The sequence below is a fragment of the Chitinophaga pinensis genome (assembly GCF_007896845.1).
GTDB classification, from domain to species: domain Bacteria; phylum Bacteroidota; class Bacteroidia; order Chitinophagales; family Chitinophagaceae; genus Chitinophaga; species Chitinophaga pinensis_C.
The window spans coordinates 38535-55422 of the sequence record NZ_VOHS01000031.1 but is presented as its reverse complement, the minus strand read 5'-3'; the positions used below and the strand labels follow the sequence as shown (position 1 = coordinate 55422).

Sequence of the window (16888 nt, the reverse complement as noted above, 5' to 3'; positions counted from 1 at the left end):
TAAAACAAGTTAATTCATACCTTTGTATCAGAATTATAATAGCTATTGTTATGGTAAATCTGGAATGGTACAGAACATTTAAAGCAATATATAAGACCGGCACCCTTACAGGAGCTGCCGAAAGCCTTTTTATCTCCCAGCCGGGGGTTAGTCTGCATTTAAGTTCTCTGGAAAGCTATGTCGGCTACAAACTCTTTGAAAGAACCGGACGGAAAATGATTCCGACGGAAAAAGGAAAGGTCTTCTACAACTTCATCATAGAGCCGCTGAACAAACTGGAGGACGCAGAAAAGAACTTTCAGAAAAGCACAGAAATACACACACCGACCATCAGTGTAGGAATGTGTTTTGAAACGTTTCAGATTACACTGGAACAATATATTTCCACACTTCCATTCAATGTGATCATCCGTTTCGGAGAATATCCGGAGATGCTGGACAACCTTGACAAAGGCATTCTGGATCTTATTATCACCCCACATAGAGGTACATCAGCCAATATAGAACATGAAGCCTTTTCTTCAGAAACCATCGTACTGGTAGCAGGAAATGATGTGGATAGCAAAGCCTTTAATAAACTGGCAAGGGGGAAAGATATGCAGGTGATAGAAGACTGGCTGAAACAAGAGAAATGGTATGGTACAACAGGAGATATGGAGCACCTGTTTCGCTTCTGGAAATTGAATTTCAATCATCATCCGGACTTCCGTCCCAATTACATTGTACCCAATCTCAATTCAATCGTACGCTGTCTGAAGAGTGGAAAAGGGGTTGCTGTGATCCCTGATTTCCTTTGCAGAAAAGAAATTGAGGCAGGTGAAATCAAACTGTTGTGGGAAGGGAAAACCAAACTCAAAAACACCTTACACTTTGGCACCCGGAAGAAAACAATGTATGCCGAGGAAATCGATGTGATCAAAGACTTATTCAGAAAAGTAATGTTACCGGTATGATATTAAACAGCAAGCGCCCTATATATAGGGCGCCTGCTGCATTTATAAATGACGTTTGCTGTTCAGCGCATAAGAGATCTTAAATTCAGCCGCCGGATACACCTTTCCTCCCGCCGGATCAATAGAGTTAACAGCATTGTAAGCCCATCCTATGCCCGCATGACCGTTAATAACCCACTTCCTGCCTATCGGCCTTTGCATACCCCAATGTATATTCGCCAGTATCGCATCACTTACAGAACCGCCACCGGTAATCTCAGCTGAAGTATACTTTAAACGCAATCCAAAATAATCGCCTGCATTCAACACAAGACTTTTCCCCTTTGCAGCCCGTTTGTCCCGGTTATAATAATACCGGCCATTGGCTGACAGATATGCACAGGGATTAAGCAATCCCCAGTCATAGCTGAAGCTACCATCAGACAAGTCATATCCCCCTCCCAGACCACCGGAAAACTCAATAGTATATTTGCTGCTGACAGGCACCTCAAGAGAAATACCTACTCCTTGTAAACCCAGATCCAGCCGGGTTACCGTACGCAATGACGGTGCTTTTTTACGGGTACTGTCCGCGATAACACCCCTTGCTACGGCTGTTGTATCCTTCGGATAAACGACCGTTTTATTGGCAGTAAGCGTGACATGTTTATCAGGTGCAGGCATTTCATGTGCAGGTATACGGCGCAATTCGGTCTTACTCAATACTTCACTGAGCAGATCTGATAGCGATCTATTTTCTCTTACATAAACCGAATTGTCTGAAGCCGTCTCATTCTTAGCGCCCGACTGATCAGACGCAAGAGAGTCAGTCTCATATGACGCGTAAAATTCAGCTAAAGGCTCTTCCCCGTCCGCGGCAGTATCAGCCTCAGGCCTGCTTCTTTTACGCCCTGCAACAAATTTATTATTTGCAGCTACGCCGGAGGATGTATGTTCCTTCTCTGTAATCGCCTGTCTTTTACCACTATTGCCAGCTAAGATATCATTCCTGTTACCCTTCTCATCTACCGTTCTTGTACCTACTGACCGCCTGCCTTTGTATCCGGCAGGCGATAGATCATCTGCCGCCACACTATTTACAACAGGAGGCGTATCCTGCAGGATAATATGATCGCCCTTCACTTTCACGTGAATACCTGTTGACAGCTCCAGTTCTTTCAGCCACGCAGATAATGTCTGCTCATGATGAGCGACAGCTATCACCTTTGACGGGCTCAGTTTTTTTGAATTAAAAGAAAACTCCAGATCTGTTTCCCGGGCGAAGATCCCGAGCAGATCAGCAACACGGATAGTATTACTGTTAATAACGATACGCTTTTCACTTTTCTCTTTAGTTAGCTGGGCTTTGGAGATAACAGGGAGTTGCGCCATTCCGATCAGGAATGGAAGATAGATTACGCGTTTCAGCATAGTACAGAATTATAGGTTAATTACAGCCGTTTCCGCTGATATGAATGATACTGTCCTTTGTGGTGTATTCAATGTCTAATGTAGCCGACATGATATCCATGATATAACTAAGTGGTCTGTCTTTGAAATGAGCCGACATACGGCATTGCGATAACTGTGCATTATTCAGTATAATCTGCACTCCAAATGTATTTTCAAGATGGTGACAGATATCCGGCAATGACATATCCTGAAAGGAAAAATCACCGGTGGCATAACTGATACTGTTGGCATCCACACTATTGCTCAACAGTAACTCATCCGTTGCCGGCAGATAAGTGCCTGTTTGTCCTGCAGCAACGATCAGTTCATGATCTTCCGTATATAATTTTACTTTCCCGGCAGTAACAGTGACGATAGTCCTGCCTGTATCTTCTTTCACATTGAAGGAAGTACCCAGCACCTGTATTTTCAATGCGCCATTATGCACTATAAAAGGTCGTTCCTTATCTGCCACAACATTAAAATACCCTTCTCCTTCCAGTAATACTTTCCGGTCATCTTTATTATAATCCGCCGCATACTGCAGGGTGCTGTTTCTGTTGATAACAATACCTGATCCATCCGGTAATACACCCTTACGCACATCACGTGCCGCTCCGGCAAGCGCTTGCTGCCATACCGGTCTGCTGTAATGAAGATAAGTATACAATCCCGCCCCCAGCAGCACACCAGTGATCAAAGCTGCCACTGCATAACGTACGACCATCCGCCTGAGGCTACCATGCTTTTTTGTTGCGGGTAAGGCAGCCTCCAGCGCCGCCCATTCCTGATCTTCCTTTGGCGCCTGATATGCAATGGCACCATAAATAAGTTGCCATGACTGTTGCAGGCGTTCAAATTCCTGTATATGCGTACCTTCTTTCAACCAGTCATCTATTGCCATCGCTTCGTCCGGGGTCGCTTCGCCGGCCAGATATCTGGTCAGTAGAGTGGTATCTATTGCTATCTTTTGATGTAAACTCATGATGAAGCGCTATTTGAAATATGCAATGAGAATAATGGAAATTGTGATGATATCTGCCAGCTGCTCCCTCATAATCTTCAAAGCCTTGCCCATCTGCACCTCTACAGTCTTGACCGATATGTTTAACTCTGCGGCGATCTCTGCGTATTTCTTTTCTTCAAAACGACTCTTACAGAATATCTCCCGGCATTTTGGCGGCAAAGCATCCATAGCCGCACTGATCCTGTTACTGATCTCCCGGTTTTCCAGCTGATGATCAGTATACTCCTCCTGATGCGTAGCCAGTACCGAATCTTTATAATGCCTCCTGACTTTATTATGCCTGTAAATGTTGATACACAGTCTCTGTACCGTTGTATATAGGTATGAACGGCCGGCCAGCTCAAGATTGATCTCGTCCCGTTTTTGCCAAAGTTTGATAAAAGCCTGTTGCACAACATCTCTGGCTTCCTCATTATCCTGTAACAGTGTAAAGGCATAGCGGTGCAGGCGCTCAAAGTTATCGTGAAAGCACTGCCTGTAAATATCCTTCGCACTTTGCGGGTTGATCAGTTTATTCAATGTGTACAGCTTTTAGCATGACCGGTTATATAGAAGACACGCCAGCAGATCAATACCCTTATGCGGCCGGAAAATATTTTATTTTTCCCAATGGTACAGTTTGTCACTGTTCTAACCCGCTGATTAAGTTATTTTTGCATCCTGTTCAATCATTCCCTGAACAGTATACGCCATGCCAGTAACTATAAGAAACATTAGCCCGGCTGATAATGCAGCATTAGCAGCGATCATCCGTAACACGTTTGACGAATTTGATACCGTACCGAAAACCGGCACCGTTTACTCCGATCCGGAAACAGATCACCTGTCCGACCTTTTCCAGACGCCCGGTAGTGCTTATTATATTGCAGAAGAGGACGGCGTGGTGCTGGGTGGCTGCGGTCTGTTCCCTACAGCCGGCTTACCGGAAGGATGCGTCGAACTCGTTAAATACTATCTGAGCAGTGCCGCCCGTGGGAAAGGACTGGGCAAAACCCTGATGGAACAGACCTTTGAAGGCGCCAGACAATTAGGTTATAAAGAGATCTATCTGGAATCTTTCCCAGACTTCACAAAAGCAATCAGCATCTATGAAAAAGCTGGTTTCCAGTACCTTGAAAAGCCACTAGGCAATTCCGGCCATTTCGCCTGCACCGTCTGGATGCTAAAACCACTTTGATCTTCATCAGTTTTTACCATCATCCCCATATAACTTCATGATTACGCCGTTATTGCTTCGTACCACTACGAAGAGATGACGGCGTAGTCATGAAATACCTTCGTTATACATCGGTGAAAAGCCTCCTCCCCGTTTTCGGGGATTTTCCAATCCACTGAAAAGCCGCATCTTTCCAGTCGGAAAAAACAACCGATATTAAACCAATAAAAGACACAACGGAAACCATATCCATATCCTGATAAAACACGATTTGCTTAATTTCCACGTGGTAAAAAAGACCTCCACATCACCGTGGAGGTCTTTTTTACCACACTATCTATAAAAGCATCAATTCTTTAAATATCCTTACTATGGATATTTATTTAACTTTATGGTATGCAGACGGCTAACATATTAAACATAGATATCAACCCTGCGCTGAAAGATTCTTTTTCAATAGCGACGATAGATGGTCGCCTGTTTGAAGATGATTTCCTGCGACGCATTTCCTTCAACGAACTGATATTCGTGCAGGAGGGGCATGGTACTATGACCATTGACGGAAAAGCCCATGCAATCGCCCCTCATAGCCTCTTTATTATCTCCAAAGGACAGATCTATTCCGTCAGCGACCACAATCAGATCAGCGGGTATATACTCCGCTTCGGAGACTGTTTCTGGGAGAAAACGCCAGCCAGCGCGGCTAACTGCAAAGCGGTACTCTACAATGATCCTTCCGGTCATCAGCAGATGCAGTTAAACGCAGCAGACGAACTGGCTATCGACAGCCTGCTTGCCACAACACTTGAAGAATTCAATAGTCCTGATTATGTGAATAAAGGCGACGCATTGGCAGCCTATCTTAAGATCATCATGATCAAAGTAGCCAATGTCAATAGTCTGCTACACGCAGGACACAGTACAACAGAAAACAAAGTATACCGCCAGTATGTAGAACTGGTCAGCAAAGAATATCGTAATACACATGAAGTGAATGACTACGCCGGAAAGCTGGGTATCAGCTACCGGCAACTGGCCGACCTTTGTAAACGTTGCGGAGGCAGAAATGCAAAGGATATTATCAACGGACAACTGGTGGCAGAAGCCAAACGTATGTTGCAGTTTTCCACAAAACCAGTGAAAGAGATTTCTTATATACTCAACTTTGCCACACCTTATCAGTTCAGCAACTTCTTCAAAAAAGAAACACACATTTCTCCCATAGAATACAGATCCCAGTTTGTTAAAATTGGTATCTGAATCACCGATTTTAGCATTTCCTCCGCTTTCCTTTCCCGGTAATTTTGGGGTATAAATTTTAACATTATGCCAGTAACCAGATTATCAAAATTAGCAGGAGTAGACATTCCGGACAGTCAGGTAGCGAAGCAGGCCACAGAGTTGCTGCTGGAACATGGTACAGAATTTCTCTACAACCATTCGCTCAGGGTATTCCTCTTTTCCTCTCTGAATGCAAAACGTAACAACATAAAACACGATACAGAACTACTGTATATCAGTTCCATTTTTCACGACCTCGGACTGGTACCGCATTACAGCAGTCCGGATAAACGCTTCGAAGTAGATGGTGCCAACGCAGCAAGAGACTTCCTGAAAAGTCATGGTTATCCGGAACAGTCATTACAACGTGTATGGGATACCATTGCCCTGCACACCACCATTGGTATTGCCGAATATAAAGAACCGGAAGTAGCATTGATGTATTCAGGCGTAGGACTGGATGTGATGGGTGAAGGATATGAGCACCTGAGTACAGAAAACAGGGATGCAATCATTAAAGCATTCCCAAGAACGGATTTTAAAAAGAAGATCATCCCTGCTTTCTTCGATGGTTTTAAGCATAAAACAGACACCACCTTCGGGAATATCAAAGCAGACGTGTGTGCTTTTATGATACCAAACTTCGAGCGAAAGAACTTCTGCGATTGCATTCTGCACTCACCATGGGGCGAATAAAGCAGATTGGCGCTTCGTAAATGAAGCGCCAATCCTGTCTCTTACTGCTCATCCTGCGGTCCTTTCTCCAAAAACTCCCCCAACGCATCCAGTCGCTGCTCCCAGAAAGAACGGAATTGCGCCGTCCATTCCGATACCTCCTGCAACTTCTGCAGGTCCGCACGACAATATCGTTCTCTCCCCTGCTGGGTGATCATCAGTAGTCCGCATTCCGTCAGTATCCTGATATGTTTGGAGACTGCCGGTCTGCTGATGTCAAATTTATCCGCAATCGCATTCAGATTGAGGGTCTGATGCGCCAGTAAATTGATGATCTCCCGCCTCGTAGGATCTGCTATAGCCTGAAAAACATCCCTTCTCATGATATGAACAACTGATTTTAAGCAACCGTTTGGTTACAAAATTACGGAAAGCCAGTCTTCTTTCCATCAATGCTGTTTTTCAACATCGCATACACATGAAAAACCCGCTTATAATCACGAAATGCCCCTTCCGGACATGGAAAATTTTCGTTAACTTCAGAGAAAGCACCTTTGTAACCCTTGTTGAAGTTTATCCTTAATAATGAAGATGTTGGTACCACCCTGCCCCCTGGTATGCCGCTGCTGGATTTCATCAGATATCATCAGCACCTGACCGGTACAAAAACCGGTTGTAATGAAGGTGACTGCGGCGCCTGCACTATCCTCGCGGGAGAACTGAAACAGGGCGTATTGGTATACCGCGCGTGGACATCCTGTCTGACGCCACTGGGTAATGCCCATGGCAAACATATTGTCACTATAGAAGGCATTAATATGTTGCCGGCACTCAATCCCATACAACAGGCAATGGCTGACAACTGCGCCACGCAATGCGGTTTCTGTACACCCGGATTTGTCATGTCGCTGGCTGGTTTCTGCCTCGACAGAAAAACACCTGATGCGGAAAATGCCATTGCAGCCATAGATGGAAATATCTGCAGATGTACCGGTTACAAATCTATTGAAAGAGCAGCCGGCACAGTAGCAAAACTACTGATCGACAGAAATGGCGAAGAACCGGCCATATTTGCCGCCGGACAACAAATACTCCCGGAATACTTCGCAGGGGTAAAAGAGCGCTTAAAGCGCCTTATTATGTCCTTAAACGGCGAATTAAACCCTTCTCCCGACAGTCATCCAATATTTGTCGGTGGCGGTACAGATCTGTATGTACAACAACCTGAAACCATACAGGAACAGCCGATCCGCTTCCTTCTCGGACAGGAACTGCTGAAAGGCATTACCCGCGAAGATAATCGCTGTGTACTGGGCGCCTCCGTCACAGTGAATGATCTGCTGGAATCATCTGTTATGCGTAACTGGTTTCCTGCGCTTGGTAATTATCTGAAACTGGTCTCTTCCACCCCCATCAGGAACATGGCCACCATCGCCGGTAATTTTGTCAATGCCTCTCCCATCGGAGACATGACCATCTTCTTTCTGGCACTGGATACTATATTGGAACTGAGCGACGGACATACCGTCCGGACATTGCCGCTGCGCGATTTCTATAAAGGATATAAACAGCTGAACAAGACACCGGAAGAATATATTACCCGTTGCTGGTTTGAATTGCCGGGAGACAGCACCGGTTTCAATTTTGAAAAGGTCAGCAAACGTACACATCTCGATATTGCCAGTGTCAACAGTGCTGTCAGTATTACGATGGCCGCAAATCTGATCCGGGAAATACGCATCTCTGCCGGCGGCGTTGGTCCGGTGCCATTAATGCTGACAGATACTGCCGCTTTCCTGACAGGAAAAGCCCCCGGTACAGCGACCATCAAACAGGCATGCGCCATTGCACAACTGGAGATCACGCCTATCAGCGATACGAGAGGTACAGCAGAATATAAACGACTGCTGCTCGAACAACTGATAAAAGCACATTTCATCACCCTGTTCCCCACGCTTCAGGTGGAACGCTTATTATAGTGCTGTATGAAGAATATTGATTCCAACACCCATGTCAGCGGTACCTCTGTGTATCTGGATGATGTACCCGTATTGAACGGAACATTGTTCGGAGCCGCATATGGTTCCCCCTGCGCACATGGCGTGATCAGGGAATTAATACTCGAAGAAGCCCTGCAGATACCGGGCGTCGTACGCATCTTCACAGCCGCTGATATCCCCGGACACAATGAGATAGGCGGCATCATCAAAGACGAACCCCTACTGGCCGATAAACATGTACACTTCTGCGGAATGCCTGTCGCCTTTGTTGTAGCCCGGACAAGAGAAGCAGCACGTGCTGCAGTCAGAAAGATCCGTATAAAAACAGATCCGCTCCCCGTCATCACTGATCCAAGGGAAGCACAGGCAAAAGGGGAACTGATCATACCACCACGTACCTTCCAGCTGGGAGATACAGACCATGCATGGCAACAATGTGCTTATATCATAGATGGAAATGTGGATATCAACGGACAGGAACACCTGTACATTGAAACACAGGGGGCATACGCCATTCCACAGGAAAATAACAGTCTGCGGATCTATTCCTCCACACAGGGACCAACAGCAGTACAACGTGCCGTATCCGGTGTTATCGGGGCGCCTATGCATCGTTTTGAAGTCATTGTAACAAGACTTGGTGGTGGCTTTGGTGGCAAGGAAGATCAGGCCAATACATGGGCTGCTCTGTGTGCACTGGCTGCATGGTTACTGAAGAAACCTGTTAAATACGCCCTGCACCGGATGGAAGATATGGCTATGACAGGTAAACGACACCCCTACGCCGCCGACTTTAAAATAGGTCTGGATAAAGATCTGAAGATCCTCGCCTATGAAGCATCCTTCTTCCAGAATGCCGGCGCCGCCGCAGATCTTTCGCCGGCGGTACTGGCCAGAACATTATTTCATTGTACCAACGCCTACTACATTCCCAACGTAAAAGCAACAGCGTGGAGCTGCAGAACACACCTGCCACCGAATACCGCCTTCAGAGGCTTTGGCGGTCCACAGGGTATGTTTGTGATAGAAGCAGCTATCGCGAAAGCAGCATGCGTATTAAAAGTGGAGGCCGCGATTATCCAGAAGCGAAATCTGATCAGTACAGGTCAGGAATTTCCTTACGGACAAACAGCCGAAAGTGAAGCGCTTAACTCATGGGAAAAAGCAGAGGCATTGTATGATGTCATCGATCAGCAGAGAAGAATACAGCAATTCAATGCCGACAACAAACTGTTTAAAAAAGGACTGGCATTTATGCCCATCTGTTTTGGTATTTCCTTTACCAATACCATGATGAACAATGCCCGTTCACTTGTACATATTTATTCCGATGGCAGCGTAGGCATCAGTACCGGCGCTGTTGAAATGGGTCAGGGTGTCAACACCAAAATATTGCAGGTAGCAGCACAGACATTTTCTATTCCTCCGGAAAAGATCAGACTCAATAATACCAGCACCTATACCATTGCCAACACCTCTCCTTCTGCTGCCAGTGCTACAGCCGATCTGAATGGGAAAGCCACGCTCATTGCCTGTACGGCTATACTGGACAGATTGAAGAGATTGGCTGCGGAAGCCTTTCAGGTAAGTACTGACAGTATCTCATTGTCTGACGGAAAGGTACTTGTGAATGAGATGCCCTCCCACTGGGACTGGCAGGAACTGATCACTACCGCCTTTGCAAGACGTATCAGCCTGTCTGAACACGGACATTATGCCACGCCGGACATTCACTACGATGCGGTAAAAGAAAAAGGACATCCTTTTGCCTATCATGTGTATGGCACGGCAATACTTGAAGCAACCGTTGATTGTCTGCGGGGTATCTATACCATTGATACCGTAAAAGTAGTACACGACTTTGGCAACAGTATGAATACAGACATTGACCGTGGACAGATCGAAGGTGGTATTGTACAAGGTATCGGCTGGATGACCATGGAAGAAGTTGTGTATGATAAAGAAGGCAGACTGCGATCGAACGCGCTATCTACTTACAAAGTGCCGGATATCTATTCCGTCCCTAAAACAATTGATATAGCAGCTTTACAAACTAACAGGGAGAACCTTGCTATATTCCGGTCCAAAGCGGTAGGAGAACCGCCTCTGATGTACGGTATAGGCGCATGGTTTGCCCTGCATAACGCCATACGGGCTTTCCATCCGTATGCTGATATCCCGTTTATCACTCCTATGACACCTGAAAAAGTGCTGTTGGCATTATATTCTAAAACCAATCCGGAAAAGAATCAACAACATGCAGAAACAGTTAGTCACCTGGGAATTGATCAGTAAAAGCCTCCGGCAGAACATTCCCGTTATGCTCCTCTATGTACTGGAAAGTAATGGCAGCAGCCCCGGAAGAAGAGGCTTCTTTATGGCAGTCAATCAGTCGGGAGACATAGCTGGCTCCATCGGTGGTGGAATTATGGAACATAAATTTGCCGAGATGGCCAAAGAACAATTGGGACACTTTGCCACCTCTTATTCCATTCATCAGCAATATCACGACAAAACCGTTCCCAAAAACCAAAGTGGTATGATCTGCTCAGGCGATCAGACCATCCTGTTGTATAAACTGACGCCGGAAAGTATTACCCCCGTCAATAAGATCATTGCCTGTCTCACCCTGCATCATCAGGGTATACTTGAATTGTCGCCTCTCGGACTACAATTCAGCACGGATATACAAGGCAAGCCCGATCAGGTATTTCATATGCAATCAGAGCTGGACTGGCACTATCAGGAAAAGATCGGATACAAAGACTATCTGTATATCATTGGTGGCGGACATTGTTCACTGGCACTCTCAGAACTGATGCGCAAACTGGACTTTTATGTACATGTATTTGAAGACCGTCCGCATGTACATACTCTGCTGGAAAACAATACCGCGCACGAAAAGACGATAGTACGTGATTATAGTCAGCTAAAAATAATGATCCCCGGCGGAGACCATCACTATGTAGTGATCATGACGGTAGGTTACCGTACAGATGATATTGCCATCCGCGCCCTGATGCACAAGTCTTTCGCCTATTGCGGCGTTTTGGGCAGCGCTGCTAAAATTGACAAGATGCTGGAAACATATCGGGCAGAAGGTATAGATGAAACACTATTAAGCAGACTTTGTGCCCCTGTCGGTATCGAGATCGGCAGTCAGACACCGGAGGAAATAGCCGTCAGTATTGCGGCACAGATCATACAGGTAAGACATCTTGCTAATCCCGTACAACGGTTGCCGAAATCAGACCATAAGGCTCATCCGTCGCAATAAATATTTCGTTTTCGTGCGGAATATTGAATTGTTCCAGATTAAAAGGGATATGATGTTTATTGGGCATCTCAAGAGAAATCTCTTTCACGCCGGCATATGCTTCCAGTACTGCTTTCCCCATGGCAAACAGCGTCTGTTGCACAGATAAGCTTTTATGTCCGGCAAATGTACGCAACAGCACGTCCCGGATACCGTCGAACTGTTGATTGTAATCAGCCGGCAATTTATCATATACCCAGTTCACCGTACATTTTGTGGCCAGTATGCGATCACTTGTTTCTTTCAGGGTGGTATACCGGTCTTTGATATACTTTTCAAAAGCAGAGTCAGTGGTTTTAAGGATCAGCAGGTCACTGATACCCGAACTGACACTGACATTTGCAGCATCTTTTCTGACCAGCGTGGTATGCTTTTCCTGGCCGCCGCTGATATAGGCATGCGGATGACTTGTACCATCCAGTAAGAGACGGTGATACGCATGTTCCGCTATTTCAACAGTCGCCTCCGTTACCTGTGGCTGTGTGGTAACAAAGTGATGCACCAGATGCAGGGCAAAGTCTTCTATGGAAGTTTTAAAGTGATCTTTCGCAAGAGCATACACGGTATTTTTTTGTGTATCGGTGGGCAATATTTTAGTATTATCACCCACTGTATGCGCCTCTTCGAAATCGCCTTTCAGCGATACGTTCACTGTTATTTGTCTGAATTCATGATAAGCGGGATGACGTATAATTTTGGACAGCTGTACCGCGTTTTTTCCATAGCAGTTTTCTCCGAGTCTGATTTTCATTTTGAGGCATTTTATTTGGTGGTCACATACCCTAATATAAAGAATTAATTGCCTATTTTTACTTAGAAGCCCCCATATATGTCTGACCTCATTATAAAAGGAAATAATATACTCACACCTGATGGTTTAAGACCTGCGGTGGTAGTAGTGAGAGATGGTTCCATCTACTCAGTGAGTGAGACGCTGCCTGAAGATGCCGTTACCATTGTAGACATTGGTAACAGCATACTGATGCCGGGCATTATCGATCCCCATGTGCATATCAACGAACCCGGCAGAACAGACTGGGAAGGTTTCGAAACGGCTACGAAGGCAGCTGTGGCAGGAGGTGTTACCACGCTCATAGACATGCCGCTGAATGCCTCTCCGGTAACCACCAGTGTAAAGGCATTTGAAGAAAAAATACAGGCAGCCACTCCGCAGTTACATTGTAACTGTGGCTACTGGGGTGGTATTGTACCCGGTAATACACATGAAATTGAAGGACTCGCACATAGAGGTGTTACCGGTTTCAAAGCATTCCTTACCCATTCAGGTATTGAAGAATTTCCCAATGTTACAGCAGCTGATCTGGAAATGGCCATGCCCATTATTGCCAGACATAACCTACCCCTGCTGGTACATTGTGAACTGATGCCAGATTTACAATATCCGTTACAGGATAATAAGCGTTCTTACCGCCAATATATGGCTTCCCGTCCTCCCTTATGGGAACAGGCAGCCATTGCACTGATGATTCATTTCTGTGAATTATATCAATGCCGGGTACATATTGTTCATCTGTCTGCTGCTGCGGCCATAGAACAAATCACGATCGCCCGGCAGAAAGGCTTACCGCTGACGGTCGAAACAGGCCAGCACTACCTCTATTTTAACGCAGAAGAGATTCCCGATGGCAATACCAGTTTTAAATGTGCACCACCTATAAGGGAAAGGGAGAATAACGCACAGCTGTGGGAGGCTTTAAAAGCCGGTATTATAGACTTTGTTGCCACAGACCACTCTCCCTGTCCGCCGGAACTGAAACAGCTGGAAACAGGCGATTTTACGCAGGCATGGGGAGGCATTGCTTCCCTGCAACTGGCATTACCCGCACTATGGACAGCCGGAAGAAGCAGGGGTATCACAATTCCACAGATAGCCCGCTGGCTCTGCGAAGGTCCTGCTGTATTAACAGGACTTCAACATAAGAAAGGAAAGATCGCTGAAGGATATGATGCCGACCTCGTTGTCTGGGATCCGGAACAATCATTTACGGTAAATGCAGAAAGTTTGTATCATAAACACAAACTGACGCCCTACCTGAATGAAAGATTATATGGTGTAGTGGAACAGACGTATCTGAAAGGAGTAAAAGTATTCGATCAGGGAATTTTCCCCCATACACATCAGGGGAAAAACATTTTCAGACAATCGAACGTATAGATTAAATACTGCCGTATGGAAAACTACCTGCACCGCGCAAACAGTATCCTTGCCAGAGTTCACGAACTGGCAGATATCAGCGAGGACACAACCTGTATCACACGCACATTTGGCTCGCCCGCATTTATCAGCGGCTGCAGTAAAGTATTGTCATGGATGCAGGAAGCAGGACTGACAGCCAGAATAGACAACATCGGTAATGTAAGAGGCAGATGGAATAGTCAGGTACCCGATGCACGTACATTGGTGATCGCTTCCCATATCGATACCGTCAGAAATGCAGGCCGCTTTGACGGACCTCTGGGTGTTATCATGGGCATAGACCTGATCCACCATCTGCAGGAGGAAAATGTACAGTTACCTTTCAACATAGAACTGATCGCTTTCAGCGATGAAGAAGGAGTACGGTTTCACACTGCTTATCTGGGCAGCACGGCTGTAGCCGGCACATTTGATATCTCACTGCTGAATAAAACAGACAGTGACGGCATTACACTCCGTGATGCGATCAAAACCATTGGCGGAGATCCGGCATTGTTATCCGATGATGTAATTCCCCGGGAAGAATGGCTGGGATATTTTGAAATACACATTGAACAGGGGCCTGTATTGTACGAAGAGAAACTGCCGGTAGCCATTGTACAAAGTATCGCCGGACAACAACGCATCCGTGTAAAGTTCAATGGCGTATCAGGACATGCCGGCACCGTACCGATGGACATGCGACATGATGCATTGTGTGCAACAGCTGAATTCATACTGGCAGCCGAACACTATGCATCTACACAGAAAGATGCACTACTGGCGACAATAGGCACCCTGCATATTGCTGATCAGGCCAGTAATGTAATACCGGGAGAAGTGACCTGTACACTGGACCTGAGAAGCAGTGATGGCATGATCCTTAAAAAAGCGAGAAGATCACTGAAGGATATTGCCTCCCAGATCTGTCATGAAAGACAACTTACAGCAGACTGGGACCTTATACAAAAACATAAACCTGTCGCGTGTGATACGGCTTTAAGCCATCTGCTCGCACAGTCCGTTACGGCAGCAGGCTATGACCTGAAGAACCTGCATAGTGGTGCAGGACATGACGCCGTGACCATTGCTGCAGTTGCACCTGTGTGCATGCTGTTTGTCAGATGTTACAAAGGTATCAGTCACCAGCCGCTGGAAAATGTAGAAGTACCCGATATCGCCGCCGCCGTAAAAGTATCAGATCATTTTATTCATCGCCTCACCGAGGTCTATAAAAAGCGGTAATATGAAAATATCAGCATTGACGAGATCAGTAGTAACACGTAGCCATGCAGTGATATCTCCGGATGGACATGTCAACAGCGTAGTACCCGGATGGACCAATTGCCGCGTGAATGTGCTCATTAATGAAAAGATGGGCGCGCACCTCGCACAGACATTGATCACCGCAGAACCAGACACCGTTATTTCCGGCAATACAGAAACCGGACAGATCTTTTTTTATGTCATCTCCGGTCAATGCACCGCAAAAGTGGATGAGCAGGATAAAACATTGCTTGATGGACATTTTGTATACGTACCTGCCGGACATTCCTATCGTCTGGATGAATTTACAACAGGTACCCAGATCCTTACTTTTCATAAAGTATACGAACCACTCGAAGGATATAAACGTCCGCCGTTCATCTTCGGCAACGCCGAAAATGTAGACGGCCCTGCCTTTCTGGGTGATCCGGCGCTTCGTTTACAGGTCTTATTACCAGAAGATCTCTCTTTTGATATGGCGGTGAACATCTTCACCTACGATCCCGGCGGACATCTGCCTTTTGTAGAAACACATGTCATGGAACACGGATTACTCTACCTACAGGGACAGGGTATCTATATGCTGGATCATGAATGGTATCCGGTTAAAAAAGGTGACGCCATCTGGATGGCACCCTATTGCCAGCAATGGTTTACTGCTATGGGAAAAGAACCTGCCGTTTACATCTATTACAAGAATGTAAACAGGTTCCCCACTACTCTATAATAAATTCCACCCAATGACTTTGACAGCACTTAATGCACTACCACCAGAACAATTAAATGAAGCGCTCAGTAAATGCTGTGGCGCAACCGCATGGATTCAGAAAATGAGCAATGAATTTCCCGTACAGGATGAAGACAGTCTGCTGGCAGCCGCGGCCCGTAACTGGCATTCCTGTACAGAAAAAGATTGGAAAGAAGCTTTTACCCATCACCCGAAAATAGGCGACCTGCATGCCCTGCAACACAAGTTTGCAGCTACAGGACAATGGGCCGCCGGAGAACAGGTGGGTACAGTCGACGCTTCGACCGTAATATTGCAGGCCTTTGCAAAAGGGAATAAACTGTATGAAGATAAATTCGGCTACATCTTCATCGTATGCGCTACCGGTAAATCAGCTCCCGAAATGTTATCAATCCTTACCGAGCGACTGAAAAACAATGAAGGAGAAGAGATAAAGATCGCAATGGGTGAACAGGAAAAGATCACCGCTATCAGACTCAAAAAGCTGCTGAGCGCATGAGCCGGATCACCACACATATACTGGATACTTCCGCAGGCCTTCCTGCACAGGGCGTGGCCGTCCATCTTTTCCGGCAACAGGAAGAAGACTGGACGGCCATCGCTTCCGGTCATACCAATCAGGATGGCAGGGTGACTGATCTGCTGCAGAAGAAAGAAATATTAACCGCCGGTGTGTATAAACTCAGGTTTGAAACACAACCCTACTTTGATACCCGAGGCATCAACAGCTTCTACCCCTTTGTAGAAGTTGTTTTCTTTATCAACGATCAGCAACATTACCATGTTCCCCTTTTGTTAAATCCATTTGGTTATTCCACTTACCGTGGTACCTAAAACA

Annotated in this window: 17 protein-coding genes; 12 read left to right on the top strand and 5 right to left on the bottom strand. The window is 46.0% G+C overall.

Features of this window, described 5'->3' with window-relative positions; genetic code table 11:
- Positions 1-50: 50 nt before the first annotated feature.
- Positions 51-953 carry a LysR family transcriptional regulator gene (locus tag FEF09_RS22595; protein ID WP_146307211.1) on the top strand — a complete coding sequence of 301 codons (903 nt, stop codon included), beginning with the start codon at positions 51-53 and terminating at the stop codon, positions 951-953.
- Between the two features lie 42 nt (positions 954-995).
- Here FEF09_RS22595 and FEF09_RS22590 read toward each other — a convergent pair whose 3' ends face one another.
- The 3 genes from FEF09_RS22590 to FEF09_RS22580 are packed head-to-tail and all read right to left on the bottom strand — an operon-like array spanning position 996 to position 3930.
- Positions 996-2363: a hypothetical protein gene (locus tag FEF09_RS22590; RefSeq protein WP_146307210.1), complete on the bottom strand. Its 1368-nt coding sequence runs from the start codon at positions 2361-2363 to the stop codon at positions 996-998.
- A 16-nt stretch (positions 2364-2379) separates the two neighbouring features.
- The gene (locus tag FEF09_RS22585) at positions 2380-3369 is read right to left on the bottom strand and encodes a FecR family protein (protein ID WP_146307209.1); all 990 of its coding nucleotides are present in this window, start codon (positions 3367-3369) and stop codon (positions 2380-2382) included.
- 9 nt (positions 3370-3378) lie between these two features.
- The gene (locus FEF09_RS22580; protein ID WP_186774467.1) at positions 3379-3930 is read right to left on the bottom strand and encodes an RNA polymerase sigma-70 factor; all 552 of its coding nucleotides are present in this window, start codon (positions 3928-3930) and stop codon (positions 3379-3381) included.
- A 172-nt stretch (positions 3931-4102) separates the two neighbouring features.
- Between FEF09_RS22580 and FEF09_RS22575 the strand changes: the two genes are divergently transcribed.
- The 3 genes from FEF09_RS22575 to FEF09_RS22565 all read left to right on the top strand — a co-directional run bounded on the left by FEF09_RS22575 (position 4103) and on the right by FEF09_RS22565 (position 6544).
- Positions 4103-4588: a GNAT family N-acetyltransferase gene (locus tag FEF09_RS22575; protein ID WP_146307207.1), complete on the top strand. Its 486-nt coding sequence runs from the start codon at positions 4103-4105 to the stop codon at positions 4586-4588.
- Between the two features lie 375 nt (positions 4589-4963).
- Positions 4964-5827, top strand: coding sequence for a helix-turn-helix domain-containing protein (locus tag FEF09_RS22570; RefSeq protein ID WP_146307206.1), 864 nt, complete (start codon positions 4964-4966; stop codon positions 5825-5827).
- Positions 5828-5893: 66 nt separating this feature from the next.
- Positions 5894-6544 (top strand): HD domain-containing protein, encoded by a 651-nt coding sequence (locus FEF09_RS22565; RefSeq protein WP_146307205.1) that lies wholly within the window; start codon positions 5894-5896, stop codon positions 6542-6544.
- A 41-nt stretch (positions 6545-6585) separates the two neighbouring features.
- Here FEF09_RS22565 and FEF09_RS22560 read toward each other — a convergent pair whose 3' ends face one another.
- Positions 6586-6906 carry an ArsR/SmtB family transcription factor gene (locus FEF09_RS22560; RefSeq protein ID WP_146307204.1) on the bottom strand — a complete coding sequence of 107 codons (321 nt, stop codon included), beginning with the start codon at positions 6904-6906 and terminating at the stop codon, positions 6586-6588.
- Between the two features lie 180 nt (positions 6907-7086).
- Here FEF09_RS22560 and FEF09_RS22555 point away from each other — a divergent pair, with 180 nt between their 5' ends.
- From FEF09_RS22555 to FEF09_RS22545, 3 genes are read left to right on the top strand one after another with little or no spacing between them, the layout of a single operon-like run.
- On the top strand, positions 7087-8502 hold the full coding sequence (locus tag FEF09_RS22555) for an FAD binding domain-containing protein (RefSeq protein ID WP_186774466.1): 1416 nt from the start codon (positions 7087-7089) through the stop codon (positions 8500-8502).
- Between the two features lie 6 nt (positions 8503-8508).
- Positions 8509-10818, top strand: a complete 2310-nt coding sequence (locus FEF09_RS22550; RefSeq protein ID WP_146307203.1) for a xanthine dehydrogenase molybdopterin binding subunit — start codon at positions 8509-8511, stop codon at positions 10816-10818.
- Complete coding sequence (locus FEF09_RS22545) at positions 10781-11800, top strand: XdhC family protein (RefSeq protein ID WP_146307202.1); 1020 nt, start codon at positions 10781-10783, stop codon at positions 11798-11800. The genes FEF09_RS22550 and FEF09_RS22545 overlap by 38 nt, the downstream gene beginning before the upstream one ends.
- Here the strand turns inward: FEF09_RS22545 and pucL are convergent.
- Positions 11745-12590: a factor-independent urate hydroxylase gene (gene pucL, locus FEF09_RS22540; protein WP_146307201.1), complete on the bottom strand. Its 846-nt coding sequence runs from the start codon at positions 12588-12590 to the stop codon at positions 11745-11747. The genes FEF09_RS22545 and pucL overlap by 56 nt on opposite strands.
- Before the next feature lie 78 nt (positions 12591-12668).
- On the opposite strand from pucL, the gene allB reads away from it, so the two are divergent.
- The 5 genes from allB to uraH are packed head-to-tail and all read left to right on the top strand — an operon-like array spanning position 12669 to position 16884.
- Positions 12669-14015, top strand: a complete 1347-nt coding sequence (gene allB, locus FEF09_RS22535; protein ID WP_146307200.1) for an allantoinase AllB — start codon at positions 12669-12671, stop codon at positions 14013-14015.
- Between the two features lie 15 nt (positions 14016-14030).
- Positions 14031-15281: an allantoate amidohydrolase gene (locus tag FEF09_RS22530; protein WP_146307199.1), complete on the top strand. Its 1251-nt coding sequence runs from the start codon at positions 14031-14033 to the stop codon at positions 15279-15281.
- Position 15282: 1 nt separating this feature from the next.
- Positions 15283-16029 carry a (S)-ureidoglycine aminohydrolase gene (gene allE / locus FEF09_RS22525; protein ID WP_146307198.1) on the top strand — a complete coding sequence of 249 codons (747 nt, stop codon included), beginning with the start codon at positions 15283-15285 and terminating at the stop codon, positions 16027-16029.
- Between the two features lie 13 nt (positions 16030-16042).
- Positions 16043-16549 (top strand): 2-oxo-4-hydroxy-4-carboxy-5-ureidoimidazoline decarboxylase, encoded by a 507-nt coding sequence (uraD, locus tag FEF09_RS22520; protein ID WP_146307197.1) that lies wholly within the window; start codon positions 16043-16045, stop codon positions 16547-16549.
- Positions 16546-16884, top strand: coding sequence for a hydroxyisourate hydrolase (uraH, locus tag FEF09_RS22515; RefSeq protein ID WP_146307196.1), 339 nt, complete (start codon positions 16546-16548; stop codon positions 16882-16884). The genes uraD and uraH overlap by 4 nt, the downstream gene beginning before the upstream one ends.
- The last annotated feature ends 4 nt before the right edge of the window (positions 16885-16888 follow it).

Coding starts and splice junctions, on each gene's coding strand:
- FEF09_RS22595 (WP_146307211.1), top strand. CDS start 51: ATGGTAAATCTGGAATGGTACAGAACATTTAAAGCAATATATAAGACC.
- FEF09_RS22590 (WP_146307210.1), bottom strand. CDS start 2,363: ATGCTGAAACGCGTAATCTATCTTCCATTCCTGATCGGAATGGCGCAA.
- FEF09_RS22585 (WP_146307209.1), bottom strand. CDS start 3,369: ATGAGTTTACATCAAAAGATAGCAATAGATACCACTCTACTGACCAGA.
- FEF09_RS22575 (WP_146307207.1), top strand. CDS start 4,103: ATGCCAGTAACTATAAGAAACATTAGCCCGGCTGATAATGCAGCATTA.
- FEF09_RS22570 (WP_146307206.1), top strand. CDS start 4,964: ATGCAGACGGCTAACATATTAAACATAGATATCAACCCTGCGCTGAAA.
- FEF09_RS22565 (WP_146307205.1), top strand. CDS start 5,894: ATGCCAGTAACCAGATTATCAAAATTAGCAGGAGTAGACATTCCGGAC.
- FEF09_RS22560 (WP_146307204.1), bottom strand. CDS start 6,906: ATGAGAAGGGATGTTTTTCAGGCTATAGCAGATCCTACGAGGCGGGAG.
- FEF09_RS22550 (WP_146307203.1), top strand. CDS start 8,509: ATGAAGAATATTGATTCCAACACCCATGTCAGCGGTACCTCTGTGTAT.
- FEF09_RS22545 (WP_146307202.1), top strand. CDS start 10,781: ATGCAGAAACAGTTAGTCACCTGGGAATTGATCAGTAAAAGCCTCCGG.
- pucL (WP_146307201.1), bottom strand. CDS start 12,590: ATGAAAATCAGACTCGGAGAAAACTGCTATGGAAAAAACGCGGTACAG.
- allB (WP_146307200.1), top strand. CDS start 12,669: ATGTCTGACCTCATTATAAAAGGAAATAATATACTCACACCTGATGGT.
- FEF09_RS22530 (WP_146307199.1), top strand. CDS start 14,031: ATGGAAAACTACCTGCACCGCGCAAACAGTATCCTTGCCAGAGTTCAC.
- allE (WP_146307198.1), top strand. CDS start 15,283: ATGAAAATATCAGCATTGACGAGATCAGTAGTAACACGTAGCCATGCA.
- uraD (WP_146307197.1), top strand. CDS start 16,043: ATGACTTTGACAGCACTTAATGCACTACCACCAGAACAATTAAATGAA.
- uraH (WP_146307196.1), top strand. CDS start 16,546: ATGAGCCGGATCACCACACATATACTGGATACTTCCGCAGGCCTTCCT.